Annotated in this window: 25 protein-coding genes; 23 read left to right on the top strand and 2 right to left on the bottom strand. The window is 55.8% G+C overall.

The features are described 5' to 3' along the window. Window positions 1-90 precede the first annotated feature (90 nt). Together ACTQ34_RS06545 and ACTQ34_RS06550 are read left to right on the top strand one after the other, a co-directional pair. Window positions 91-606: a metallophosphoesterase family protein gene (locus ACTQ34_RS06545; protein ID WP_441363067.1), complete on the top strand. Its 516-nt coding sequence runs from the start codon at window positions 91-93 to the stop codon at window positions 604-606. A 20-nt stretch (window positions 607-626) separates the two neighbouring features. Further along, complete coding sequence (locus tag ACTQ34_RS06550; RefSeq protein ID WP_441363068.1) at window positions 627-1,469, top strand: type III pantothenate kinase; 843 nt, start codon at window positions 627-629, stop codon at window positions 1,467-1,469. A 59-nt stretch (window positions 1,470-1,528) separates the two neighbouring features. Here ACTQ34_RS06550 and nth read toward each other — a convergent pair whose 3' ends face one another. Further along, window positions 1,529-2,167, bottom strand: coding sequence for an endonuclease III (gene nth, locus ACTQ34_RS06555; RefSeq protein WP_441363069.1), 639 nt, complete (start codon window positions 2,165-2,167; stop codon window positions 1,529-1,531). A 201-nt stretch (window positions 2,168-2,368) separates the two neighbouring features. Between nth and glyA the strand changes: the two genes are divergently transcribed. The 9 genes from glyA to ACTQ34_RS06600 all read left to right on the top strand — a co-directional run bounded on the left by glyA (window position 2,369) and on the right by ACTQ34_RS06600 (window position 10,463). Beyond that, the gene (glyA, locus tag ACTQ34_RS06560; RefSeq protein WP_441363070.1) at window positions 2,369-3,613 is read left to right on the top strand and encodes a serine hydroxymethyltransferase; all 1,245 of its coding nucleotides are present in this window, start codon (window positions 2,369-2,371) and stop codon (window positions 3,611-3,613) included. Window positions 3,614-3,823: 210 nt separating this feature from the next. Further along, window positions 3,824-5,155 (top strand): glucose-6-phosphate isomerase, encoded by a 1,332-nt coding sequence (locus ACTQ34_RS06565; RefSeq protein ID WP_441363071.1) that lies wholly within the window; start codon window positions 3,824-3,826, stop codon window positions 5,153-5,155. Window positions 5,156-5,172: 17 nt separating this feature from the next. Then, window positions 5,173-6,303 (top strand): acyltransferase, encoded by a 1,131-nt coding sequence (locus ACTQ34_RS06570; protein WP_441363072.1) that lies wholly within the window; start codon window positions 5,173-5,175, stop codon window positions 6,301-6,303. Between the two features lie 124 nt (window positions 6,304-6,427). After that, complete coding sequence (locus ACTQ34_RS06575; RefSeq protein WP_441363073.1) at window positions 6,428-6,979, top strand: putative ABC transporter permease; 552 nt, start codon at window positions 6,428-6,430, stop codon at window positions 6,977-6,979. Between the two features lie 11 nt (window positions 6,980-6,990). Continuing rightward, complete coding sequence (locus ACTQ34_RS06580; RefSeq protein ID WP_441363074.1) at window positions 6,991-7,449, top strand: nucleoside 2-deoxyribosyltransferase; 459 nt, start codon at window positions 6,991-6,993, stop codon at window positions 7,447-7,449. Between the two features lie 41 nt (window positions 7,450-7,490). Beyond that, a complete protein-coding gene (locus ACTQ34_RS06585) occupies window positions 7,491-7,844 on the top strand; it encodes a putative ABC transporter permease (protein WP_441363075.1) in 354 nt (117 codons plus the stop codon). Between the two features lie 67 nt (window positions 7,845-7,911). After that, the gene (locus ACTQ34_RS06590; RefSeq protein WP_441363076.1) at window positions 7,912-8,682 is read left to right on the top strand and encodes a type III pantothenate kinase; all 771 of its coding nucleotides are present in this window, start codon (window positions 7,912-7,914) and stop codon (window positions 8,680-8,682) included. 67 nt (window positions 8,683-8,749) lie between these two features. Next, a complete protein-coding gene (locus ACTQ34_RS06595) occupies window positions 8,750-9,409 on the top strand; it encodes an ECF transporter S component (protein ID WP_441363077.1) in 660 nt (219 codons plus the stop codon). A gap of 67 nt (window positions 9,410-9,476) precedes the next feature. Further along, a complete protein-coding gene (locus ACTQ34_RS06600) occupies window positions 9,477-10,463 on the top strand; it encodes a P1 family peptidase (RefSeq protein WP_441363078.1) in 987 nt (328 codons plus the stop codon). 58 nt (window positions 10,464-10,521) lie between these two features. Here the strand turns inward: ACTQ34_RS06600 and ACTQ34_RS06605 are convergent, their stop codons facing one another. Then, complete coding sequence (locus tag ACTQ34_RS06605; RefSeq protein WP_441363079.1) at window positions 10,522-11,553, bottom strand: YeiH family protein; 1,032 nt, start codon at window positions 11,551-11,553, stop codon at window positions 10,522-10,524. 110 nt (window positions 11,554-11,663) lie between these two features. On the opposite strand from ACTQ34_RS06605, the gene ACTQ34_RS06610 reads away from it, so the two are divergent. The 12 genes from ACTQ34_RS06610 (at window position 11,664) to ACTQ34_RS06665 (ending at window position 24,147) form a co-directional block, all read left to right on the top strand. Next, on the top strand, window positions 11,664-12,524 hold the full coding sequence (locus ACTQ34_RS06610; RefSeq protein ID WP_441363080.1) for a LysR family transcriptional regulator: 861 nt from the start codon (window positions 11,664-11,666) through the stop codon (window positions 12,522-12,524). A 205-nt stretch (window positions 12,525-12,729) separates the two neighbouring features. Further along, on the top strand, window positions 12,730-13,743 hold the full coding sequence (gene spoIVB / locus ACTQ34_RS06615) for a SpoIVB peptidase (protein ID WP_441363081.1): 1,014 nt from the start codon (window positions 12,730-12,732) through the stop codon (window positions 13,741-13,743). Between the two features lie 156 nt (window positions 13,744-13,899). Beyond that, entirely contained in the window at window positions 13,900-14,661 is a 762-nt protein-coding gene (gene spo0A, locus ACTQ34_RS06620) for a sporulation transcription factor Spo0A (RefSeq protein WP_441363082.1), read from the top strand. 120 nt (window positions 14,662-14,781) lie between these two features. After that, window positions 14,782-17,415, top strand: coding sequence for a DNA polymerase I (polA, locus tag ACTQ34_RS06625; protein ID WP_441363083.1), 2,634 nt, complete (start codon window positions 14,782-14,784; stop codon window positions 17,413-17,415). Window positions 17,416-17,445: 30 nt separating this feature from the next. Next, window positions 17,446-17,877: a low molecular weight protein arginine phosphatase gene (locus ACTQ34_RS06630; protein WP_441363084.1), complete on the top strand. Its 432-nt coding sequence runs from the start codon at window positions 17,446-17,448 to the stop codon at window positions 17,875-17,877. Continuing rightward, complete coding sequence (gene rimI / locus ACTQ34_RS06635; RefSeq protein WP_441363085.1) at window positions 17,874-18,308, top strand: ribosomal protein S18-alanine N-acetyltransferase; 435 nt, start codon at window positions 17,874-17,876, stop codon at window positions 18,306-18,308. Before ACTQ34_RS06630 ends, rimI begins: the two co-directional genes overlap by 4 nt. Window positions 18,309-18,313: 5 nt before the next feature. Beyond that, window positions 18,314-18,763: a GNAT family N-acetyltransferase gene (locus tag ACTQ34_RS06640; RefSeq protein ID WP_441363086.1), complete on the top strand. Its 450-nt coding sequence runs from the start codon at window positions 18,314-18,316 to the stop codon at window positions 18,761-18,763. Window positions 18,764-18,789: 26 nt separating this feature from the next. Next, window positions 18,790-19,041 (top strand): hypothetical protein, encoded by a 252-nt coding sequence (locus tag ACTQ34_RS06645; RefSeq protein WP_441363087.1) that lies wholly within the window; start codon window positions 18,790-18,792, stop codon window positions 19,039-19,041. 4 nt (window positions 19,042-19,045) lie between these two features. Beyond that, the gene (gene tsaD / locus ACTQ34_RS06650; RefSeq protein ID WP_441363088.1) at window positions 19,046-20,071 is read left to right on the top strand and encodes a tRNA (adenosine(37)-N6)-threonylcarbamoyltransferase complex transferase subunit TsaD; all 1,026 of its coding nucleotides are present in this window, start codon (window positions 19,046-19,048) and stop codon (window positions 20,069-20,071) included. Between the two features lie 213 nt (window positions 20,072-20,284). After that, a complete protein-coding gene (locus ACTQ34_RS06655; protein ID WP_441363089.1) occupies window positions 20,285-22,207 on the top strand; it encodes an aconitate hydratase in 1,923 nt (640 codons plus the stop codon). Window positions 22,208-22,311: 104 nt separating this feature from the next. After that, window positions 22,312-23,469 carry an isocitrate/isopropylmalate family dehydrogenase gene (locus tag ACTQ34_RS06660; protein WP_441363090.1) on the top strand — a complete coding sequence of 386 codons (1,158 nt, stop codon included), beginning with the start codon at window positions 22,312-22,314 and terminating at the stop codon, window positions 23,467-23,469. Window positions 23,470-23,508: 39 nt separating this feature from the next. After that, window positions 23,509-24,147, top strand: a complete 639-nt coding sequence (locus ACTQ34_RS06665; protein WP_441363091.1) for a redox-sensing transcriptional repressor Rex — start codon at window positions 23,509-23,511, stop codon at window positions 24,145-24,147. The last annotated feature ends 136 nt before the right edge of the window (window positions 24,148-24,283 follow it).

The following is a 24,283-nucleotide window of genomic DNA, read 5'->3' on the forward strand; positions in this document are numbered from 1 at the left end:
CGGCGAAATGGAAAAATGTGAGGGAGAGGGTTTACAAGTGTGCAATCCCGTTGTAAAATACTGCTGTGTCGCCGGAAGGGAGGCAGAGCCTTGAAGATACTGATTTTTACGGATTCGCATGGCTACAATGTGAGCATGGCCTGCGCGGTCGAACGGGAGGCACCGGATATGGTACTGCATCTGGGCGACCATACGGATGATGCGCGTGAGTTGGAAAGCGTGTTTCCACGGCTGACGGTGTGCGCGGTACGTGGCAACAACGATTATTTTGACCGGGAAGTACCCGAGCATGCCGTGGTAACACTGGATGGCGTGCGCATTTTTCTGACACATGGACACCGAGAGCAGGTATATGTGCGCGAGGGCAAGCAGGTGGCGCAATTGGCACGTGAGGAAGGCTGCGGTCTTGCTTTTTTCGGACATACGCATCGCATGTATCTGGAGCGCGTCAACGGCGTGCTGGTCTGTAATCCGGGCAGCATCAGCCTGCCGCGCGGCGGTCCGGCAAGTTATGGCCGGCTGACAGTGGAAAACGGACAGCCGAAGCTGCTTGAACTCGTCAACGAGGACGGGGAGCTGCTGCGGCGGGAGAAAATCGGACAATAAGGAAGCTAAGGGGAAAAGAAATGCTTTTGGCAATTGACGTAGGCAACACCAACATGGTGTTTGGATTATATGAGGGGGAAAAGCTGCGCGGAACATTCCGCATTTCGACCAATGCCGAGCGCACCTCGGACGAGCTGGGTATGCAGATTTCGCAGTATTACCATTTTCACGGCATAGACCGCAATGAAACAAGCGCGGTTATCATTGCATCGGTTGTGCCGCCCGTGATGTATACGCTGATTAATGCAATCCGTAAATATCTGCGGGTGCGGCCGGTTATTGCCGGGCGCGATGTGGATATCGGCATTGAAAACCGCTATGCAAACCCGCGCGAAGTCGGTGCGGACCGACTAGTCAATGCGGTGTCTGCGGTGAGCAAATACGGCAAGCCGCTGGTCATTGTTGACATCGGTACGGCCACGACGTTTGACGCAATCGACGAAAAGGGCGCGTATCAGGGCGGCGCCATCTTTCCGGGCATCAAGGTGGCGATGGAGGCGTTGTTTCTCAAGGCGTCCAAGCTGCCGCGCGTGGACATCGAGCGGCCGGAGCGCGCTATCGGCAAAACTACGGTGCAGTCCATGCAGTCGGGCGCGGTGCGCGGCTATGTCGGGGCGCTGGCGGGCATCATCACGGACATCCGCGCGGAACTGGGCGGTAACGCGCGCGTGATTGCCACAGGCGGTATGGGCCGCATGATGGCGCAGTACTGCGACCTGATTGATGAGGTTGATCCCAATCTGACGCTGGAGGGGCTGCGGTTGATTTATGAAAACAACCGGCCGGTGTTTGAGGGGCGTGGTCTGAGCAGCGAAACCTGTCTGCTCGAAGCGACCGAGGAAAACGGTTGGGATGCGAAATAAAGCACTTGAATATAAAAAACGACGCAGGTAATCTGCGTCGTTTTTGTGTTTGAAATGTACTATTTTGTGATAGGATAAGAAGGACAGACTGCGCCGAGCGGACAGTTTTCGCATTTGGGATTGCGTGCGGTGCAGTGCTCGCGGCCAAACAGCACCAGACGGTGACAGAAGTCCGAAGACTCAGCCGGATCAATCAGTTTGCGCAGTGCGTTTTCCACCTTGACAGGGTCCTTTTCATTTTTGACAAAGCCCAGCCGGTTGGACAGACGGATACAGTGGGTGTCAGTCACGATGGCCGGTTTGCCGAAAATATCTCCGAGAATCAGGTTGGCTGTTTTACGGCCGACACCGGGGAGTTTGAGCAAATCCTCCATATTGTCCGGCACTTTGCCGTCGTATTCGCTCAGCAGCATGATAGCACAGGCTTTGAGGTCGCGCGCTTTGGTGCGGAACAGGCCGCAGGTCTTGATGGCCTCTGCAATCTCCTCTTCCGGAGCTTCCGCATAGCTTTCCAACGTGGGGAACTGTTTGAACAGTGTTTCGGTTACAATGTTGACGCGCGCGTCCGTGCACTGGGCGGATAGGCGCGTGGCGAACAGCAGTTCATAATCATGGGTATAATGCAGCGCGCACACAGCCTCGGGATAGACTTCACGCAAAAGCTCGGTCACCGCGCGGGCGCGTTCTTTTTTGGTCATGGGAATCCTCTCCTGATGGCGTATATGATACTATCATATCATATCTGGACGAGAATGCAAGAGATGTTGTTCGATTTAACATTTTCAACATAATGCGTGGAGAAGCGGGAGTAAAATCTATCTGTTTGCCAATAGCATCAAAGGTTAAAATGTGGTTTAATTAAATAACAGAATGAAATCACACGTTTTGGAGGTTGAAAAATGGTACGCGAAGCAATGGAATTTGTAAAGGCGTATGATCCCGAGTTGGGGCGTATGATACAGGCAGAGTATGACCGTCAGGCTCGTAACATCGAGTTAATCGCGTCTGAGAATATCGTCAGCGAAGCGGTTATGGCGGCAATGGGTTCGGTACTCACCAACAAATATGCGGAAGGTTATCCGGGCAAGCGCTATTACGGCGGTTGTGAGTGTGTGGACGAGGTCGAAAATCTGGCCATCAAACGTGTGTGTGAAGTGTTTGGCGCGAAGTACGCCAATGTGCAGCCTCATTCGGGTGCGCAGGCCAACATGGCGGTGTATCAGGCGCTGTGTCAGCCGGGTGACACCGTGCTGGGTATGAGTCTGGACAACGGCGGCCATCTGACGCACGGCTCGCCGGTCAACCAGTCCGGTCTGCTGTACCATATCGTATCTTACGGTGTGGACGAAAACGGCTATATCGATTATGATGCGGTACGCGATCTGGCCAAGAAGGAAAAGCCCAAGATGATTATCGCAGGTGCGTCGGCATATCCGCGTGCGATTGACTTTGCCAAGTTCGCAGAGATTGCGCATGAGGTTGGCGCATACCTGTTTGTGGATATGGCGCATATCGCCGGTCTGGTTGCAGCCGGTCTGCACATGAGCCCGCTGCCCTATGCGGACGTAGTGACTACCACCACGCATAAGACGTTGCGCGGTCCGCGTGGCGGCGTCATCCTGTCTAATAACGAAGAACTGGGCAAGAAGTTCAACAAGGCCATCTTCCCGGGCACGCAGGGCGGTCCGCTCGAGCATGTGATTGCGGCGAAGGCAGTTTGCTTCGGCGAGGCGCTCAAGCCCGAATTTAAGGCATACCAGCAGCAGGTTGTTACCAATGCGCGTGTTCTGGCGAAGGCATTGCTTGATCAGGGATTCGATTTGGTGTCCGGCGGCACGGACAACCACCTCATGTTGATCGATCTGCGCAAGACCGGTGTCACCGGCAAGGAGTTGCAGCGCCGTCTGGACGAGGTGTATATCACTGCCAACAAGAACGCTATTCCGAACGATCCGGAAAGCCCGTTTGTCACCTCCGGTCAGCGTGTCGGCACGCCTGCGGTTACATCGCGCGGTTTCGGTGAGCCGGAAATGCTGCATATTGCGGAGTTTATCTGGCAGACAGCGACCGATTTCGACAATAAGGCGGAAGAAATCCGTCATAATGTGTGCGATATTTGCGCGCAATTCCCGATTTACCGCTGAGTAGAAGCCGCTCCCGCTTGGGGAGCGGCTTTTATCATTTTACAGAGATAGAACAAGTGGAATGCTGCGTTTTTGTGTTATAAAGACAAGGGCTTTGTAAAAAAATAACAACAACCTTGCGCTTTTGCAAAGATATGATATACTAATAAAAGCGTTTCTGTAAGTCGATGAAGTGATTTTTGAGAATATGAATGAAGGGGAAATGCAATTATGTCGATGGAATTGAAGCTGACAGGATTACAGGGCTTTGTGGGCGAAGAGGAGCTTGCCTGCATGGCGCCGCTGGTGAAGGCGGCACAGGATACCCTGCACAGCAAAAGCGGTGCGGGAAACGATTTTTTGGGTTGGGTAGATCTGCCGGAAGCATATGACAAGGAAGAGTTTGCCCGCATCAAGCAGGCGGCCAAGAAGATTCAGCAGACCTGTGATGTGCTGGTTGTCATCGGCATCGGCGGCTCGTATTTGGGTGCGCGTGCTGCGATTGAGTTTGTCAACGGCCAGATGTATAATGGCGTGCGTCCGGAAGGCATTCCGGAGGTTTATTTTGTCGGAAACAATATCTCATCCTCGTACCTCAATGATGTTGTCAAAATTATCGGTGACCGCGATTTCTGCATCAACGTCATTTCCAAGTCGGGCACGACAACCGAGCCGGCTATCGCGTTCCGAATCTTCAAAAAGCTCATCGAGGAGAAATACGGCAAGGAAGGCGCAAAGGAGCGCATCTTTGCAACCACCGACAAGGCGCGCGGCGCGCTCAAGAAGCTCGCAGATGACGAGGGATACGAGACCTTTGTTGTGCCGGATGACGTCGGCGGTCGTTTCTCCGTGTTGACGGCGGTCGGTCTGCTGCCCATGGCGGCGGCCGGTTTGGACATTGATGCAGCAATGTCCGGTGCGGCTGAGGCACGCAAGGCGTTTGCCGAGGGTACGGACCATGACTGCGCCAAGTATGCCGCGCTGCGTAACATCCTGCATCAGAAGGGCAAGGCGATGGAGATTCTCGTCAACTACGAGCCGTCTCTTGTCATGCTCGGCGAGTGGTTCAAGCAGCTGTTTGATGAGTCCGAGGGTAAGGACCACAAGGGCCTGTTTGCGACCTCGGCCAACTTCTCGACCGACCTGCACTCGATTGGTCAGTTCATTCAGGATGGTGCCCGCAACATGTTTGAGACTGTGGTATGGGTCAAGGAGCCTCGCTCGGAGAGCTATATCAAGGAAACCGCTGAGGATATCGATGGCCTGAACTATCTGGCGGGCAAGAGCGTGCAGTTTGTCAACTCCAAGGCGTATCAGGGTACGCTGATGGCGCACATGGACGGCGGTACGCCCAACATCATCGTGGAAATTGATAAGGCCGACGCATGGCACTTCGGTTATCTGGTTTACTTCTTTGAGAAGGCCTGCGGTATCTCGGGCTATCTGCTCGGTGTCAACCCGTTCAACCAGCCGGGCGTAGAGGCGTATAAGAAGAACATGTTCGCGCTGCTGGGTAAGCCGGGCTTTGAGGAGCGCCGCCGCGAACTGGAAGCGCGCCTGTAAGCAAGAAAGCTGTTGCAATGACAGAGAAAAAGGACGGCGCGGCTTGCGCTGCTGTGCGCAGGCCGCATGTGCCGTCATGGGATGTACTGCGTACCGCCGCATTTGCGGCGGTTGCGGTACAGCATATATTGGGTGCATATGCGCGTCGATATGACATTGGCCCGAGCGAAAAAGTGGTCATCGCCGCTTCGTTTGAGCTGTTTCGTTTTGCCGTGCCGCTGTTTGTGATGCTGTTTGGTGCGGCGCTGTTTTATGTTTATCGAGAATCACCGCGCTATTTGCCGTATCTGGGAAAACGCGTGCGGCAGCTTGTGCTGCCCTATGCGATATGGACGGCGGTGTATCTGTGGTACGCGGAAAAGCCGGTGACGCTGCGCAGCGTGGCGCGGGGCATGGTTTATGGCGATACAAGCTATCATCTGTGGTATGTGACGATGATTTTGCAGTTCGTCGTGCTGGTGCCGCTGTTTTTCGCGGCACGGAATGGGCTGCGGCGATACGGTACGACACGGCGGCGGATGGTTGTGGCCTCCGTGGTGCTGCTGGGGGCGTGGCTGCTGCTGCTTGCTTTCCGTCCAAGCGATGGCTTGGCACACCAGATTCTCGTTACTTGGCGTACACGCGGCTTTCTGCTGTGGACGGGTTATTTTGCGCTGGGCGCGCTGTGCGGTTCGTTTCCCGATGCTTTTGCCGCATGGGCGCGTCGTCTGGTCGTGCCGGCGGGACTGGTATGCGCCGGCGCGCTGGGCTATGCGATGTGGCTGAGCGTGCGTGCGGTATATCGGGAAGGCGCGGTCAATTTTAACTGCGTCAGCTATTTTTCGCCCGGCTATGCAGTGCTGACCATGGTGACAATCCTGTTTTTTTACGGAGTGGCAGAATGGCTGGCACGCGGGCGTATGGTGCAGCAGGTGTGCGGCTTTGTGGGACGGCATTCCTATGAGGCGTATCTCGCGCATGTGCTGGTGCTCACCCGTTGCTCCCGCTTTTTACTGGAGCACTGGCCGGAAATGAATCGCTATGTGTTTTATGCGGTGCTCACTGTGTGTACGATTGTGGGTGCCGTGCTCATCGCATGGGCGGTGGATAGTCTGGTGGCGATGGCACGCCGCGGCATACGGCGGATGCGCAGTCCGGCAAAAACATAATCTCATGAAAAAGCGGTCGCTTTATGCGGTCGCTTTTGTTGTATTGGCTTTTCCTTGACGCGAAAGTATGCTATACTGCTGATACGTTGGATAGGGATGTTGACAGAGGGAAGAGGGTGCAGTCATGGCAGAACGCAAGAATGGAATTGAATGTTTTCAGACGGGTTTTCTGTATTTCTGGGTGTATTCAGCGCTCGGATGGATATATGAGGTGTTCCTGGAGGTCGTGGTATATCGCTGGGGATTCTCCAATCGCGGCTTTCTGTTCGGGCCATATCTGCCGGTGTACGGCTTTGGAGCGCTGCTGATTCTAGCCTGTCTGCGGCCGTTGTCGCGCAGGTCGCTGCGTGTGGGAAAGGTCAACGTCATGCCGGTCGTCGTGTTCCTTGCGGTGGTTGCGTTGACGACCGTGGTCGAACTGATTACCAGCTATCTGCTCGAGTGGACGACCGGTGGCTGGCTGTGGGATTACACGCGATACAGCATCCAATGGCAGGGACGCATCTGCTTGTCGGCTAGCCTGCGCTTCGGCGTGGGTGGTATGATTATCCTGTACGGCCTGCAGCCGCTGCTGGAAAAGGGCATGACGCGGCTGGGTAAAAAATGGCGGCAGGTTTTGTTTGCGGTGCTGTTCGTGCTGTTCATAGTGGATTGCGTGAGCCGTGTGCTGCGTTGAAGAAAAGGAGAATGGAATTGAAAAAGATTTATCTTGCAGGCTTTGATGTGTTTGCGCCGGACGCTAAGCAGCGCGGCGCAAAAATGAAGATGATGTGTGCGGAAAAAGGGGTTGTCGGTCTGTATCCGTTTGACAACGAGGCAGATACTGCGCAGGAGATTTTTGCGGGCAACTGCGGGCTGATTGACAGCGCGGATATTGTTATCGCCAACCTCAACCCCTTCCGCGGCGCGGAGCCGGACAGCGGCACCTGCTTTGAGGTCGGCTATGCCATTGCCAAGGGCAAAACGGTGTACGGTTATGTGTCGGATGCGCGAAGCCTGCGGGAAAAGCTGGGCGAGCGGGATGAAGACGGCTTTTCGGTCGAGGATTTCGGCCTGCCGTTCAATCTGATGCTGTCATGCAGCGCGCATATTGTCGAGGGTGATTTTGCACAAGCGCTCGCGGTTTGCTGCACTGAGCAGGCATAATATAACAGAAAAATAGGCAAAATAAGTTCCGGTGATTTGTGATGAAAGGACAAACAGCGGGACTTTTTTTGTTGGGGGCGGGCGGCTATTCGCTTATTGAAATCCTTTGGCGGGGATATACCCACTGGACGATGGCGCTGACCGGCGGCGCAGTGCTGGTCGGGTTGCATCGGCTGCGCGGTCACGTGCGCGAGGAGAAGCCGCTTGCACGCTGCCTGTGCGGCGCGGCATGCATCACGGCGGCAGAGTATGTGGTCGGCTGCACGGTCAACCGCGTTTACCACATGGGTGTGTGGGACTATTCACAGGAAAAAGGCAACATTCAAGGCCAAATCTGCCCGAAGTATGCAGTACTTTGGACATTGCTGGCTGCGCCTGTTATGCTGCCTAAATAAATGCTTGCCAAGCGGGCGGTGCGGGCGTATAATATCGGTGACAATACGCCGGAAAAGGAGATGCACCATGCTGATTGCAGTGAACGCAGGAAACAGCCACGTTTTGCTGGGCGGTTATGAGGAAGACGCGCAGGTTTTTGCCGCTTCCATCGCAACGGAGCCTAAGCAGACCGGGGATGACTATGCCTGCAAGCTGCAGCAGGTCTTTGGACTGTATGGTGTGTCGTGTGAACGCATCCGTGGCGCGGTGCTCAGCTCGGTGGTGCCGGGCATGGTATCTGTGCTGGAGGACGCATTGCGTCTGCTGGGCGTGACCGATGTGATTGAGGTGTCCAGCGGGGTGAAAACCGGCCTGAACATCCGCTCGGAGCAGCCGCGGCAGGTTGGATCGGACCGCGTGGCGGCCGCTGTGGCAGCGCGTGCCAAGGGCAAGCTGCCCTGTGTGGTGGTCTGTTTAGGCACGGCGACAACCTTCACGGTACTCGATGCGGCGGGCGCGCTGGTTGGTTCTGCCATTACTGCGGGCGTGCGGCTGAGTGTGGAAGCCCTGCGTGAGCAGGCGGCGCAGCTGCCTTCAGTGGCGCTTGAAGCCAAAAACGAGAGCGTTCTGGCGCGTAACACGGTTGACGCGATGCGTGTGGGCGCGGTCTACGGTGCAGCTGCCATGGTGGACGGTATGGTCAATCGCTTCGCGGAAGCATTGGAGCAGACACCGCATGTGGTGGTTACGGGCGACAGTGCGCCGCTGGTGCTGCCGTATCTGCATGCCCGATGCGAGTACGACAAAAATCTGTTGCTGGACGGACTGCATCAGATTTGGAAACGCAATCGTTCCTGAGGCGTATTGGAAAATAAGCCCTGTACCCGACGATAAGGGCGGGACGGGAGCAGGAGGAAAACAGAATATGAATCAAAAAAAGACAGATGTAAGGCTGCTGGCGCAGATGGCATTGCTGGTGGCGCTCGAACTGGTGCTGGCGTTCACGCCGCTGGGCTACATACCGCTCGGCTTTATGAATGCAACGACCATGCACATTCCGGTCATTTTGGGCGCTTGCTTGCTGGGCCCCAAAATGGGCGGTGTACTCGGCGCGGTATTCGGCGTGACAAGCGTCATTCGCGCAACCATTACGCCAAACCTGACTTCGTTTGTGTTCACCCCGTTTTACAGCTTCAGCCCGGAGTTCTCCGGCAACTGGACCAGCCTTATCGTGGCGATTGTGCCGCGTGTGCTGATCGGTGTGATTGCAGGTCTGGTGTTTCAGCTTATCATGCGCATCTCGCATGACAAGCAGGCATTGGCGTTGCCGGTGGCGGGTTTCATCGGCTCGATGGTCAACACGATCGGCGTTATGGGCCTGATTTATCTGTTGTTCGGTGAACAATATGCGGCGGCAGGCGGCCAGAGTTATGATCTGCTGCGCAAGGTCATTATGGGCGTGGTTGCTATCAACGGCGTGCCTGAAGCCCTGATTGCTGCGGTGCTGACATTGGCAGTCGGTAAGGTGCTGATTGGCATTTTTGGCCGGCGCGGTGCAAAAAGTGCGCAGCAAGGAGCTGCTTGACAGAAAATAGAACAGAAAAATGAAAAAAGCTGCATACTTTGCAGCTTTTTTTCACAGGAGGAACGGTATGCAGCAGATTGATTTTATGCAGGTCGGCGGATTTCGGGTCGGCCAGGCGCAGGATGAAGCGGCCGGTACAGGCGTGACCGTGTTACTGTTTGACGAGTGCGCGCCCACAGGGGTGGATATTCGCGGAGGCGGTCCGGCAAGCCGTGAAACGCCGCTGCTCGCGCCGGTGGCGGATGCGGCAGGGCTGCACGCGCTGGTGCTTTCGGGCGGATCGGCCTTCGGGCTGGACGCTGCGGGCGGCGTGATGCGTTTTCTGGAGGAGCGCGGCATCGGCTTTGATACCGGCATCACGCCTGTGCCGCTGGTCGCGCAGTCGTGCATTTTTGACCTTGCCATTGGCGATAAAACCGTCCGTCCGGGCGGCGCGATGGCGTATCATGCGTGTGAGCAGGCTTCGCACACCGAGATACGGCTGGGCTGCGTTGGCGGCGGCATGGGCGCAACGGTCGGTAAGTTCTGCGGCGCGCCCTATGCGATGAAGAGCGGCATCGGCGCATATGCCGTGCAGGTGGGCGCCATTCGCGTGGGCGCGATTGTAGTGGTTAACGCGCTGGGCGACATCTTTGATGTCGATACCGGTAAGCAGATTGCCGGTCTGCGCACGGAGGACGGGCACGGCCTGCGTTCGACCGAGGAGCAGATGTATGCGGGCATCGAAACGGCACGCAATCCGTTTTCTGCCAATAAAAAAACCGCAACCAATACCACGATTGGCGCGATTGTGACCAATGCGGCTTTCAGCAAGGCAGAACTGACGCGCGTGGCCTCGATGGCGCACAACGGCTTTGCGCGCGCCATTCGCCCGGTGCACACCACGGCGGACGGCGATTCGATTTACGCGTGTTCGGTCGGTCATGAGAAGGCCGACCTCAATGCGGTGGGCACACTTGCGTCCTATGTGATGGCCAAGGCGATTGGCTGTGGTGTGCGTGCAGCGCGCGACGGCTTCGGTCTGCCCTGTGCCCGAACGCTCGGCACGGTTTAAATAATAGAAAGCGGCGCTTTGCCCGATTGCGTTCGGACAAAGCGCCGTTTTGTTCTGTTTACAGCAGACCCAGCAGGTGCTGCATGCCGAGGCTGACGCCGGTGATGCCGACCCAGCAGCAAAAGCCCATCAGAATCGGCTTGCCGCCGGTGCGCACCAGCTTGATGATATTGGTATGCAGACCAATGGCCGCCATAGCCATGATGATGAAGAACTTGGAGAGCGATTTAAAGGGATTGAACACCGTAGCATCTACGCCGTTCATCGTGGCAACCGTGGTGATGATGGAGGCGAGCACAAAGAACAGGATGAAGAAGGGGAAAATCTGCTTGAGAGAGAAGCTGCCGCAGCGCGCCTCGTTACTGCGCTTGGCCTGCCGTACCTGCCAGAAAGCAAGCACCAGCGTAATGGGGATAATGGCCAATGTGCGGGTCAGCTTAACAATGGTCGCATAGGCAAGCACCGCACCCTGTGTGCCGTGCAGCGTGTCCCAAGTGGAGGCGGCTGCAGTGACCGAGGAGGTGTCGTTGATTGCCGTACCGGCGAACAGACCGAAGCCGTCGTTGGTCAGGCCAATCGCGCCACCGAACGAGGGGAAAAGCAGAGCAGCCAGTACATTGAACAGAAAGATAACCGAAATCGCCTGTGCGATTTCCTCATCGTCCGCGCCGATGACCGGTGCAGTCGCCGCGATGGCCGAACCGCCGCAAATGGAAGAACCGACGCCAACCAACGTGGAGATGTTTGCCGGGATTTTCATGAACCGGTACAGGAGAAAAGCGATAATCAGCGAGGTGGCAATGGTGGAGCAGATGATAGGCAGTGACAACGCGCCGACCTTGGCAATCTCCGACAGGTTCAGGCCGAAGCCAAGCAGGATGACGGCATATTGCAGGATTTTCTTGGAGGTGAACGTAATACCGTCTGCAAAGCTGGTCTGATTTTTCCAGAGCAGCGTAATAATCATACCGACAACAATGGCGAAGACCGGGCCGCCGATGACGGGGAACAGTTGTCCCAGATACCAGCAGGGGAGCGCAATGATGAGGCAAAGCAGTAGGCCGGGACCGTTTTGTTTGAAAAAGTGCATGTCGTTTTCCTTCTTTTCTTTCTCTTTTTTTCTTGATTATAATACAGCTCTACGATAAAATAAAATGAAGAATTTTAATATTACCATAAATTGTACTTATAGGTGATTTTATGCTGGATACGAGATTACACACCTTTCTGGTCCTGTGCGAAACCATGAATTATACCCGCGCGGCAGAGCGGCTGTGCATCACGCAACCTGCGGTGACGCATCATATTCATTTTTTGGAGGAGCATTATGGAAGTCGCTTGTTTTCCTATGAGGGCAAGACGCTTCGCCTGACTGAAGCCGGCTTGCGTTTGCGGGAACTGGCGCGTTCGCTGGCGTATAACAGCAATAAAATAGAGGAATGTATGTCGAGTCCTGCCGCAGTGTCGCTGAGGGTGGGCGCAACCAAAACCATCGGCGAATATGTGATTGCCCCGCAGGTGCAGCGGTTTTTACATATGCATCCCGACGCGCGCTTTTCTCTGCTGGTAGAAAACACGCAGCTTTTGCTGTGTGAACTGGAGGGCGGACGGCTGGATTTCGCATTGGTGGAAGGCTTTTTCGATCAGGACAAGTATGCGGCAAAGATGTACCGGCGCGAGGCGTTTCTGGGCGTATGCGCGCCGTCGCACCGCTTCGCCGGTCGGGCGGTACCGCTGGAAGAACTGCTGAAGGAACGGCTGCTGGTGCGTGAGGCGGGTTCAGGCACGCGCGCAGTGTTCGAGCAGGCCTTGCATCGGCGCAGCCGTACGCTGCACAGCTTTTCCAATCTTGCCTGCATCAGCGATTTTTCGATGATAAAGACGCTGGTTCGGGACGGCGTAGGCGTTTCCTTTTTGTATGCCGCTGTGGTGGAGCATGAGTTGGCGGCAGGCACGCTGGCACAGTTCACGCTGGAAGGCGAAAACTTAAGCGGTGCATTTCATTTTGTCTGTCTCAAGGATAATCAGTTTGCCGGGGCGTGGTCGGAGTGGATGGAGTAGCGCGTGGCGGCATACGGATTTTGTAACTTTTTCAAAAAACGGTGGTTTTCTCCAACGAAATGAGGAAAAACCGCCGTTTTTGCATTGTAGGAAAACTTTCCAGCACCAAAGTCTCTTCGCGCAGCCAAAAAAACAGTAGGAATAGCAAAGGTTCACAGGCGTTTTTGCAGCCGGTGCGTGGCATAGTAAACGCGGAGGTGAAAAAATGCAGCAAAGAAATGCAAAAAAAATCGCAGTTTCCCTGATTTTGACCCTTGCGATGCTGGTTTCCGCACAGGCGGCCGAGATTTCCTCCCTCATTCCAATCGGTCATACGGTCGGCATTCAGATGAGCGCCGAGGGCGTGCTGGTCGTACGGCTGGATGATGTGCAGACGGCGGATGGAGCGGTTTGCCCTGCGCGGGATGCGGGTGTGCAGGAAGGCGACCTGATTGTGGGGGTCAACGGAGCGCAAATCAGCGCCAATGATGATCTGCAAAAGCAGATCGCGCTTTCCGGCGGGCAACCGGTGGAGCTGACGCTCGAAAGTGACGGCAGCAGCCGCACAGTGACTGTAACGCCGTGCGCGGATCAAGACGGTGTGTACCGCATCGGCGTGCTTGCGCGCGACGGCATGGCGGGCATCGGCACGCTGACCTATGTCGATCCGGAAACCGGTGCGTATGGCTCTCTGGGTCATGGCATCTGTGACGGTGAAACAGGCGTGCTCATCCCGCTGCGAGACGGCAGTTTGATTCAGTCATCGGTCGGATCGGTGCAGCGTGGCGAAGCTGGTGAACCGGGCGCGCTGCAGGGCGAGTTTGTTTCGGACAATGCAATCGGCACCGTGGACGAAAACACGGAAAGCGGTATTTTCGGCACGCTGACCGACAGTTCGATTTACGATTCACTAGAATCTGTTCCGGTGGCATCGGCGGATGAAATCGAGGTGGGAGATGCGGAAATTCTGACCAATGTCGAAGGCGATACGGTCGAAAAGTATTCTGTGCAGGTGGTTAAGATTTATCCGGAGGATGACGAGTATGGCCGCGGCATGATGCTGCGCGTAACCGATCCGGAGCTTCTGGAAAAGACCGGCGGCATTGTGCAGGGCATGTCGGGTTCGCCTGTCCTGCAAAACGGTAAGCTGATTGGCGCGGTGACCCATGTATTGGTCAACGATCCAACCTGCGGCTATGCAATCGGCATTGAACGGATGATTGAAGAAATGGAAAATTAATCAGAAAAAAATCGCAACTTGTCGAATTTTGTCGAATGCTGTCGAGCAAAAAATACGCCGGTTTTCGAGATTTTTCTTGAACAATTTGGGATTATATGGTAAATTAGTGACAAGAAAGAGAGACCACTAATTTTTCGGAAAGCTGGTATAGACAACATGGAACAGAAAATCCGGGTATTGCTCGCGGACGATGACAGCGAATTTTGTGCACGTATGGCAGCGGCATTGGAGAAGGCCGATGATATGGAACTGGTCGGAATGGCGGAGGATGGCGGAAAAGCGCTTGCGGCAGTGCAGGAGCTGAGGCCGGACCTGCTCATCATCGATTTGGTGCTGCCGGTGATGGACGGCATTTCGGTTATCAGCCGACTGCGCTCGCAGGAACAGAACAAAACGGCGGTGGTGGTACTTTCCGCCTTTGCCAGCCCGCAGGCCGGTGCGGAATGCACTGCGCTGGGCGTGGAAATGTTTTTGCGCAAGCCAATGGACGCCGAGCGGGTGTGCGAACGCATTCGTCTGTGGCGCGAGGGAAAGCAGGAGGAAGCCCCATCGGGGGAAGGGAAAGCGCTCGAGGTTCGCGTGACTGAGGTAATCCATCAGGTCGGCGTACCGGCGCATATCAAGGGCTATCAGTATCTGCGCGAGGCGATTATGATGGCGGTCAATGATATGGAAGCAGTGAGCGCGATAACCAAGGTATTGTATCCCTCGATTGCAAAGAAATTCAAAACCACCTCTTCACGTGTCGAACGGGCCATCCGTCATGCCATTGAAGTGGCATGGGATCGCGGCGATATCGAAACGCTGCAAAGCTATTTCGGCTATACGGTATCGGGCGTGAAAGGAAAACCAACCAATTCCGAATTTATCTCTATGATTGCCGACCGGCTGCGCCTGCAGATGCGGTTCGGTGCGTAAGCAACAAACGAGCAGGGGACGGGGCGAAATGCTCCGTCCCTTATTTTGTCTGGAAATATGCGCAGTTATAGGATATAATAAATCTAAGCAGAAATTTGCAGAAAAATGAGGATTGTTTGAATGAAAATCATGGTCATTGACGGCAACAGTATTTTAAACCGCGCGTTTTACGGTGTGCGGCAGCTTTCCAACCACGAGGGCCTGCCGACCAACGCGGTTTATGGTTTTCTTGCCACACTTTTCAAATTACAGGACGATGAACAGCCCGACCGTACGGTCGTTTGCTTTGACGTGCGGGAAAAAACCTTCCGTCATCTGAAATTTGATTCCTACAAAGCAACGCGCAAAGGTATGCCGGATGAGCTGGCAGCGCAGCTGCCGGTGGTCAAAGAGGTGCTGGACGCAATGGGACTGACGCGCTGTGAGCTGTCCGGCTATGAGGCGGATGACCTGATTGGCACAATCAGCCGCCGCGCGAATGAGCACGGCGACAGCTGTGTTGTTGTGACGGGCGACCGCGACAGTCTGCAGCTGGTCGGCGGTGGCACGACCGTGCGGCTGGTAACGACTAAGATGGGCCAGACCACCTATGACAGCTATGATACCGAGAAGTTCCGTGAAAAATACGGCTTTGACCCGATTTATCTGATTGACCTCAAGGCACTCATGGGCGATTCCTCAGACAATATCCCGGGTGTACCGGGTATTGGGGAAAAAACTGCGATGCAGCTGCTGCATGACTTCGGTTCGATGGAAGGTGTGTATCAGCATCTGGACGACCCGCGCATCAAAAAAGGGGCGCGCACCAAGTTGGAGGCAGGTGAGCAGTCCGCCAAGGACAGCTATTGGCTGGCAACCATTGACCGCAACGCGCCGCTCGAGCTGGATGTGGAAAACCTGCCTGAAGCCAAGCCGGATGAAGCGGCGCTGTATGACCTGCTGACGCGATTGGAATTTAAGAATTTCATTAAGCGGCTGAACTTAAGCGGTGAGCAGGCTGCGCCGCGTCTGCCGGAGGCTCACGTGCAGCGTGTGACGCAGGCGGCAGAAGCGTTTGCACTGCTCGATGCGCTGACTACGTCCGACCGCGTGTTTGCCGTGTTGTCCGAAACGCTGCGCGCCGCCTGTTTGCTGGATGGAGAAACGGCATCGGTTCTGTTTGCGGAGGATTTTTCCGAGACAGAGTGGGATGACCTGCTGCGCCGTCTGTTCGACGGTTCGATTGAACTTACACTGCATGACGCTAAGCCGGTTGCGGCGGCACTGCTGACGCGAGGTATCGCACCCGATGGCATCCGGTTTGACACCTGCATCGCGGCATATCTGCTGGACCCGACCCAGTCGGGATACGATCTGCCGCGGGTGACGCTGGCGTATTGCAACACGGAGCTGCCCACTCTGGATTTGGATGATCCAGCGGCGCTGTCGCCGCTCGGCGGACAGGAGCAAACTGCCGCGGCTTGTGCGCAGCACGCGGCGGCTATTCGCGCAATCTATACCGAGACAGCCGAGCAGATTGAGCAGCTTGGCATGCGCAAGTTATATTACGAAATCGAATTGCCGCTCATGCGCGTGCTGGCGGAGATGGAAGTGCTCGGCTGCGCGGTTGAGCCGGACGCGCTGCGCGCCTTCGGAGACAAGCTGGATGCGCGCATCCGGGAGCTGGTAGCGCAAATCTATCACGATGCGGACGGTGAATTCAATATCAACAGCCCCAAGCAACTGGGCGAGGTGCTGTTTGAAAAGCTGCATCTGCCCGCGCCGAAAAAGACAAAGACCGGCTACTCCACCAATGTGGAGGTGCTCGAGCGTATCGCGGACGATCACCCAATTGTGCCGCGTATTCTGGAATACCGGCAGCTGAGCAAGCTCAAGAGCACTTATGTCGAGGGGCTTCTCAAGGTCATCAGCCCCAAGGACGGCCGCATTCACACGCATTTTCAGCAGACTGTCACTGCGACCGGGCGCCTTTCTTCCACCGACCCGAATTTGCAGAATATTCCGGTGCGTACCGAGCTGGGGCGTGAACTGCGCCGCATGTTTGTTGCGCCGGACGACGATCATGTGCTGATTGACGCGGACTATTCGCAGATTGAGCTGCGCGTACTCGCGCATATCTCGCAGGATGCGCATATGATTGAAGCGTTTCGCTCAGGGCAGGACATTCACGCCGCGACGGCAGCCAAGGTGTACCATGTGCCGCTCGATGAAGTTACGCCACAGATGCGTTCCTCGTGTAAGGCGGTTAATTTTGGTATCGTGTACGGTATTTCGGACTTTTCGCTGGCGCAGGATATCGGCGTGACGCGCAAAGAGGCGGGCGAGTTTATCCGCACCTATCTTGCCACCTATCCGGGCGTTGCCAAGTATATGGATGAGATTAAGGAAAGTGCGAAGGAAAACGGCTATGTGACAACTTTGTTCGGCCGCCGCCGCGCGCTGCCGGAACTCAAAAGCCGCAACTTCAATATTCGCTCGTTCGGTGAGCGTGTGGCGATGAATACGCCCATTCAGGGCACGGCGGCGGATATCATCAAAATTGCGATGGTGCGCGTGCGCGACCGCCTGCTGCGCGAGGGGTTGGAAAGCCGCCTGATTTTGCAGGTGCACGACGAGCTGATTCTCGAAGCGCCCAAGACCGAGCAGGAAACCGCAATGCAGCTGCTGCGCGAGGAGATGGAGGCGGCGTTTCCGATGGACGCGCCGCTGGTGGCGGAAGCCAAGGCGGGGCACAGCTGGTATGACACAAAATAATTTGGTTTGAACTGTACAGGGAGCAAATCTATGGACAATATCATTTTTATTTGCACGGGCAACACCTGCCGTTCCCCAATGGCGGAAGGGCTGTTCCGTGCGCACGGCGGCGAGGAGCAGACCGGGCTGGCGGCTGCTTCCGCCGGATTGTTCACGCAGGACGGAATGCCTGCGTCAGAAAATGCGATTATAGCAGCAAAAGAGCTGGGCGCGGACATTTCCGCGCACCGTTCGCGCATGCTGACATCTGAAATGGCAAAAAACGCGCGCTATCTGGTCTGTATGACGGGCGCGCATTACGACCGCTTGTGTGAGCTGTTCCCGGACTGCGCAGACAAAGTGTTCACGCTGCTGCCGACCGATATTTCCGACCCGTTTGGCGGTGATTTGGAGACCTATCGCCGCGCGGCGGCACAAATTGACGCGGGCGTGCGCAGCATTATTGGGAGACTGGGCGCATGACGGTCGTGCCGATGGCGGAGTGCCATCTGGCGGCGCTGGCGAAAATCGAAAAAGCCTGCTTTCATACGCCGTGGAGCGAAGCTATGCTGCGCGAGGAACTGGATAAGGGTATTTTTTTGGTGGTCGAACGGGACGGGCAGGCGATCGGCTATGTCGGCTGTCAGACTGTGCTTGACGAAGGGTACATCACCAATGTCGCGGTGTCGCCGGACTGCCGGCGGCAGGGTGTCGGCCGTGCGCTGATTGAGGAACTGGCGCAGCGCGCCCGTGCACAAGGACTGTCCTTTGTCACGCTGGAAGCGCGCGCGTCCAATGCGCCTGCCATCGCGCTGTACGAAGGCGCGGGCTTTGTCCATGTCGGTGTGCGTAAAAACTTTTATACCGCGCCGAGTGAGGATGCGGTGCTGATGACGCTGTTTCTGAAGGAGTGACACGCATGGAAATCCGGTTTGTCGATGCGGAAAACGCTGATTTGCTGGCACTGGTGCAGCAACTCGATGAGTATTATTTTCAAGTTGTCGGGGAGGTGCATCGCCGCTATGCAAAATATAACGACCCGCACCTGCTGGACGCCCGTATGGTGGCGTATCAGGATGGGAGTCCTGCGGGCTGCGGCGCATGGAAGAAAATAGACGACCAGACCGCGGAAATTAAGCGTATTTTTGTCGCGCCAGATTTCCGGCGGCAAGGCGTTGCCAGTGCGCTGATTCGTGCGCTCGAGCAGGATGCCGCAGCGCATGGCTATACCCGCGCAATTCTGGAAACCGCGCGCACGACCGACGATTCGGCAGCGTTGTATCATAAACTGGGCTTCCGCGAAATTCCCTATTATGGAAGCCCCGCAGGTGCAGAAAACTGCCGGTGCTTTGAAAAGGAGCTTTCATAGATCGAAACGCAGTGGGAGGTCGAGGTATGATTACCATGCTCAATCGTGAACTGGTGCTGGCTGTCAATGAACAGCAAGCGTTTTTTGAAGCGCAGCAGGCACTCAGCCATGCGGAGATCGAATTTCAAGCTGCTGTGCAGGACAATACCAAACGCATGCTGCAGCGGCAGGATGTCATGGGTATTCGCGTGCAATATCCGCAGGAATACAGGATATATGTACATAAAAAAGACGCGGATTTGGCACGCCATGTGCTGAAATATAAGAATGATAGGTGAAGCAATGAGAATATTGGCGATCGAGTCCTCCTGTGATGAGACGGCGGCAGCCGTCATCGAGGACGGACGGAACATCCTTTCCAGCGTGGTGGACACGCAGATTGAAACACATGCGCTGTACGGCGGCGTTGTGCCGGAAATTGCCTCGCGTCGCCACATGGAGGCGGTTGTGCGTGTGACCGAGCAGGCATTGGCGGATGCAAAAATGGACAAGCACGAGGTGGATGCGGTTGCGGCGACCTGTGCGCCGGGGCTTATCGGCGCGCTGCTGGTGGGCGCGAACTTCGGCAAGTCGCTGGCATATGCTATGCATAAGCCGTTTATCCCGGTGCATCATATCCGTGGTCATATTGCGGCGACCTATCTGGCGTATCCCGAACTCAAACCGCCGTTTCTGACGCTCATCGCGTCGGGTGGACACAGCGAAATTGTGTTGGTGCGCGATTATACGGATTTTGAAATTCTCGGCGGCACGCGGGATGACGCGGCAGGCGAGGCGTTCGACAAGGTTGCGCGCGTGCTCGGCGTGGGCTATCCGGGCGGCCCGAAAATCGATAAACTCGCGCAGGAGGGGGACCCCAAACGGTATAAATTACCCGATTCGCACATCAAGGACGCGCCGCTTGACTTTTCCTTCTCGGGTCTCAAAACGGCGGTCATCAATCTGGCGCACAATGCGGCGCAGAAAGGCGAAGAGATCGATAAAAACGATTTGGCGGCTTCGTTCTGCGCAGCGGTCGTGCGCACGCTTGTGCCGCGGCTCGAGCAGGCAGTGCAGCAAACGCATGCACGGCGTGTGGTATGCGCGGGCGGTGTGGCGGCCAATTCGTTTCTGCGTGCAGCACTCAGCGAAATGGCGAAGCGCACGCATACGCAGCTGTATCTGCCGCCGCTGCATCTGTGCGGGGATAATGCTGCGATGATCGGCAGTCAGGCGTATTTTGAGTATCTTGCAGGCAATACGGGTACGACCCTGCAAAATGCATTCGCCACTGCGGAGATCGGTGAGAATATTTGTGAAAAGCGATAGAGGAAAAGGGCTTTTCAAAAGAGTGGGAATGTTGTAAAATAGAAGTGGTTTTTGCGCTGCAAGGGCCACTTCTGTTTTGTTTTTGGGCACGGTGCGCTTTGTGTACCGTGGAGAAGGCTGTGGAAGCCGCAACCACCCGTCGTGCAGCGGCGGGGCGCGGCGCGCGCAAAAAGCGTCGCGTGTGGGACATAAAGGAGCGAAGGAAAAACACAAATGGGTATGACAATTGCGCAAAAGATACTGAAGGCGCATCTGGTGGACGGCGAGATGGTACAGGGCCAGGAAATCGGCCTTAAGATTGACCAGACGCTGACGCAGGATGCGACCGGCACGATGGCCTATCTGCAGTTTGAGGCGATGGGTGTCGATCAGGTCAAGACCGAGCGGTCGGTCGCTTACATTGACCATAATACCCTGCAATCCGGCTTTGAAAACGCGGACGACCACAAATATATCGGATCGGTTGCGAAAAAGCATGGCATTTACTATTCCAAGGCGGGCAACGGTATCTGCCATCAGGTGCATCTGGAGCGCTTCGGTGCGCCGGGTAAGACGCTGATCGGTTCGGACAGCCATACCCCGACCGGCGGCGGTATTGGCATGCTGGCGTTCGGTGCGGGCGGTTTGGATGTTGCGGTCGCGATGGGCGGCGGCGCGTACTACATCCCGATGCCCAAAATGGTGCGTGTTAATCTGACAGGCAAGCTGTCTCCGTGGGTGTCTGCCAAGGATGTCATTTTGGACGTGCTTCGCCAGATGACCGTCAAGGGCGGCGTCGGTAAGATTGTCGAATACGCGGGCGAGGGCGTCAAGACTTTGTCTGTACCCAAGCGTGCGACTATCACCAACATGGGCGCAGAGCTGGGCGCGACCACCTCGATTTTCCCGTCCGACGAGGAGACGAAGAAGTTCCTCGAGGCGCAGGGGCGCGGCGATGTATGGGTGGAGCTGTCCTCCGACCCGGATGCGGTTTACGACGAAGAGTATACCGTCGATTTGTCCGCGCTCGAGCCGCTGGCGGCGATGCCGCACATGCCCGACAATGTAAAGCCGGTATCTGAGATTGGCAATATCAAGATCAATCAGTGCTGCATCGGTTCGTGCACCAATTCTTCTTACTACGATATGATGAAGGTTGCGGCCATTTTGAAGGGCAAGACTGTGCATCCGGACGTTTCGCTGACCATCAGCCCCGGCTCTAAGCAGGTATTCAACATGCTCGCGCAAAACGGCGCGTTGGCCGATATCATTTCCGCGGGCGCACGTATTCTGGAATGTGCCTGCGGTCCCTGCATCGGCATGGGGCAAAGCCCCGAGTCCGCAGGCGTCAGTCTGCGCACCTTCAACCGTAACTTTGAAGGCCGTTCCGGCACGCAGGACGCGCAGATCTATCTGGTGTCTCCCGAGGTTGCGGCGGCAAGCGCGCTTGCGGGCGTGCTGACCGACCCGCGCACATTGGGTGAGATGCCGGAAATCCAGATGCCCGAGCATTTTGCCATCAACGACAATCTGATTGTCAAGCCTGCCGAAAACCCGGACGAGGTGGAGGTCGTGCGCGGCCCCAACATCAAGCCCTTCCCGCTGGGCAAGGCGCTGGAAGCGAGCTACACCGGCAAGGTGGTACTTAAGACCGAGGACAATATTACAACCGACCACATCCTGCCTGCGGGTGCAAAGCTGCTGCCGTATCGTTCGAATGTGCCGTATTACTCCAATTACTGCTTCATCAATGTTGACCCGGAGTTCCCGGCACGCTGCAAGGAACAGGGCGGCGGCATTATCGTCGGCGGCGCGAACTACGGTCAGGGCTCGTCGCGTGAGCACGCGGCGCTCGTTCCGCTGTATCTGGGCGTGAAAGCAGTGCTGTGCAAGTCGTTTGCACGGATTCACAAGGCTAATCTGGTCAACTCCGGCATCCTGCCGCTGACCTTTGTAAACCCGGCGGATTATGACGAAATCAGCCTGCTTGACGAGATTTCTCTGCCGAATGTGCTGGAAGAAGTGAAAAACGGCCAGCAGGTCACTATTGTGTGCGGTGGAAAAACCTTTAAGGCGGACTGCGATGTGTCCGACCGGCAGCGCGGCGCGCTGCTCGCGGGCGGCACGCTCAATTATGCCCGTCAGAATGTAAAGTAAATTCATGTATCAGAGGGAGCCGCACGGCTCTCTCTGCTCTGCTTTTCTTGACAGAACATAGAATTTTTGTTAAAATAATATCAATTCAATAGGAGGACATTCTCATGTCTATCGACCAGTCTATTTTGGAGAAGTTTGAGGCAGTTGTCGAAAGCCAGCGCAAGCGTATTGCGGATATGAAGGCGCAGGACGACTTTATTGACTATTCTAAGCTCGACAAGCTCATCATCGGCGTATGCGGCGGCGACGGCATCGGCCCGATGATCACCGGTATGGCACAGCATGCGCTTGAGGTGCTGTTGGCCGACAAGGTAAAGGCGGGCAAAGTGGAGTTTCGCGTGATTGACGGCCTGACCATCGAGCGCCGCGCGGAGCTTGGCTGCGCAATTCCGCCTGACGTGATGGAAGAACTTAAACAGTGCCATGTCATCCTCAAGGGACCGACCACGACTCCTCGTAAGGGCGATCCGTGGCCGAACGTAGAGTCTGCAAACGTGGCGATGCGTAAGGCACTCGACCTGTTTGCCAACGTACGCCCGGTGAAGGTGCCCGAGCTTGGTATCGACTGGACGTTCTACCGTGAAAATACCGAGGGCGGCTACGCTGTCGGTTCGCAGGGTGTGCAGATTGATGATGACCTGTTCATCGACTTTACGGTTGCTACTTCGCAGGGGTGCGAGCGTATCGCTCGTCTGGCGTTCGATTATGCGCGCAAGACCGGCAAGAATCGCGTTTCCTGCGTCACTAAAGCAAATATCATTAAAACGACCGATGGCAAGTTCCTCGATACCTGCCAGAAGGTAGCAAAGGAATATCCGGAAGTCGAGTTTGACGATTGGTACATTGATATCATGACCGCGAAGCTGCTCGATGATAAGCGTCGCCGTGACTTTAAGGTAGTTGTGCTGCCCAACCTGTACGGCGATATTATTACCGACGAGGCAGCGGAAATTCAGGGCGGCGTCGGCACCGCAGGCTCGGCCAATATCGGCAAGCGCTATGCGATGTTTGAGGCGATTCACGGTTCTGCGCCGCGCATGGTGCAGGAAGGTCGCGCAAAATACGCCGATCCGTCGTCCATGCTGCGCGCATCTGTAATGCTGCTGGAGCATATCGGCGAAATCGAGCTGGCGAAAAAGCTCGACCGCGCATTGGACATCTGTATATTTGAGGAGAAAAAAGTGGTTGTTACCGGTCGCGATACCGGCTCAACTGCACAGGAATTTACAGATTACGTACTGGATACCATCGCGGGACTGTAATCATTAAAATATTCCAATGAAGGAAGAAGGAGAGAGCCTGTGGAACGAAAGCAAGAGGTTTCCAAAGCGGTCATTCAGCGGCTGCCGCGCTATTACCGAAATATCTGTGAACTGAAAGCTGAAGGCGTGCAGCGCATCTCTTCACGCGCGCTGGCTGAGCGCATGGGCCTGACGGCCTCGCAAATTCGGCAGGACTTTAATTGTTTTGGCGGTTTCGGGCAGCAGGGTTACGGATATAATATAGACAAACTGATGGAGGAATTGGGTTCTATTCTCGGCCTGCGTGCGGGGCGAACAGCAATCTTGCTGGGTGCGGGTAACTTAGGCCGAGCGCTGCTCAATAACTTTGATTTTAGTGCAAGTGGCTTCCGCTTGCTGTGCGCATTTGATGCAAACCCCGAACTCAAGGGAAAGGAATTCGGCGGCTATTCCGTGCGCAGCAGTGATGATTTGCCGTCGTTCATTGCGGCGCACAAACCGGATGTGGCAGTGCTCACGATTCCGCGGAGCAATGCACCGGAGATTGCACGGGAGCTGGTCGATCAAGGTATCCGCGGCCTGTGGAATTTTACAGGAGAGGATCTTCATCTGGGTGGTTTGGGTGTACCGGTGGAAAACGTACATCTGTCCGATAGCTTAATGACGCTGTGCCATCTGGTCAGTGCGACAGAGGAATAAAAAAGAAACGGCCTGCGGGCCGTTTCTTTCAGTCTGTCGAGAAACCCGGCCTATGCGTCAGGCATAAGCCGGGTTTCTGGCGTATAAAGGCCAAAAAAGTACAAACATGAATGGAGAAGACTTCTCCTTCCACAAC

The organism is Agathobaculum sp. LCP25S3_E8, from assembly GCF_052117165.1.
In the GTDB taxonomy this organism is placed as follows: domain Bacteria; phylum Bacillota; class Clostridia; order Oscillospirales; family Butyricicoccaceae; genus Agathobaculum.

Coding starts and splice junctions, on each gene's coding strand:
- glyA (WP_441363070.1), top strand. CDS start 2,369: ATGGTACGCGAAGCAATGGAATTTGTAAAGGCGTATGATCCCGAGTTG.
- tsaD (WP_441363088.1), top strand. CDS start 19,046: ATGAGAATATTGGCGATCGAGTCCTCCTGTGATGAGACGGCGGCAGCC.
- ACTQ34_RS06595 (WP_441363077.1), top strand. CDS start 8,750: ATGAATCAAAAAAAGACAGATGTAAGGCTGCTGGCGCAGATGGCATTG.
- spoIVB (WP_441363081.1), top strand. CDS start 12,730: ATGCAGCAAAGAAATGCAAAAAAAATCGCAGTTTCCCTGATTTTGACC.
- polA (WP_441363083.1), top strand. CDS start 14,782: ATGAAAATCATGGTCATTGACGGCAACAGTATTTTAAACCGCGCGTTT.
- ACTQ34_RS06605 (WP_441363079.1), bottom strand. CDS start 11,553: ATGCACTTTTTCAAACAAAACGGTCCCGGCCTACTGCTTTGCCTCATC.
- spo0A (WP_441363082.1), top strand. CDS start 13,900: ATGGAACAGAAAATCCGGGTATTGCTCGCGGACGATGACAGCGAATTT.
- ACTQ34_RS06550 (WP_441363068.1), top strand. CDS start 627: ATGCTTTTGGCAATTGACGTAGGCAACACCAACATGGTGTTTGGATTA.
- ACTQ34_RS06640 (WP_441363086.1), top strand. CDS start 18,314: ATGGAAATCCGGTTTGTCGATGCGGAAAACGCTGATTTGCTGGCACTG.
- ACTQ34_RS06655 (WP_441363089.1), top strand. CDS start 20,285: ATGGGTATGACAATTGCGCAAAAGATACTGAAGGCGCATCTGGTGGAC.
- ACTQ34_RS06660 (WP_441363090.1), top strand. CDS start 22,312: ATGTCTATCGACCAGTCTATTTTGGAGAAGTTTGAGGCAGTTGTCGAA.
- ACTQ34_RS06575 (WP_441363073.1), top strand. CDS start 6,428: ATGGCAGAACGCAAGAATGGAATTGAATGTTTTCAGACGGGTTTTCTG.
- ACTQ34_RS06580 (WP_441363074.1), top strand. CDS start 6,991: ATGGAATTGAAAAAGATTTATCTTGCAGGCTTTGATGTGTTTGCGCCG.
- ACTQ34_RS06630 (WP_441363084.1), top strand. CDS start 17,446: ATGGACAATATCATTTTTATTTGCACGGGCAACACCTGCCGTTCCCCA.
- ACTQ34_RS06570 (WP_441363072.1), top strand. CDS start 5,173: ATGACAGAGAAAAAGGACGGCGCGGCTTGCGCTGCTGTGCGCAGGCCG.
- ACTQ34_RS06645 (WP_441363087.1), top strand. CDS start 18,790: ATGATTACCATGCTCAATCGTGAACTGGTGCTGGCTGTCAATGAACAG.
- rimI (WP_441363085.1), top strand. CDS start 17,874: ATGACGGTCGTGCCGATGGCGGAGTGCCATCTGGCGGCGCTGGCGAAA.
- ACTQ34_RS06565 (WP_441363071.1), top strand. CDS start 3,824: ATGTCGATGGAATTGAAGCTGACAGGATTACAGGGCTTTGTGGGCGAA.
- ACTQ34_RS06585 (WP_441363075.1), top strand. CDS start 7,491: ATGAAAGGACAAACAGCGGGACTTTTTTTGTTGGGGGCGGGCGGCTAT.
- ACTQ34_RS06590 (WP_441363076.1), top strand. CDS start 7,912: ATGCTGATTGCAGTGAACGCAGGAAACAGCCACGTTTTGCTGGGCGGT.
- nth (WP_441363069.1), bottom strand. CDS start 2,167: ATGACCAAAAAAGAACGCGCCCGCGCGGTGACCGAGCTTTTGCGTGAA.
- ACTQ34_RS06600 (WP_441363078.1), top strand. CDS start 9,477: ATGCAGCAGATTGATTTTATGCAGGTCGGCGGATTTCGGGTCGGCCAG.
- ACTQ34_RS06610 (WP_441363080.1), top strand. CDS start 11,664: ATGCTGGATACGAGATTACACACCTTTCTGGTCCTGTGCGAAACCATG.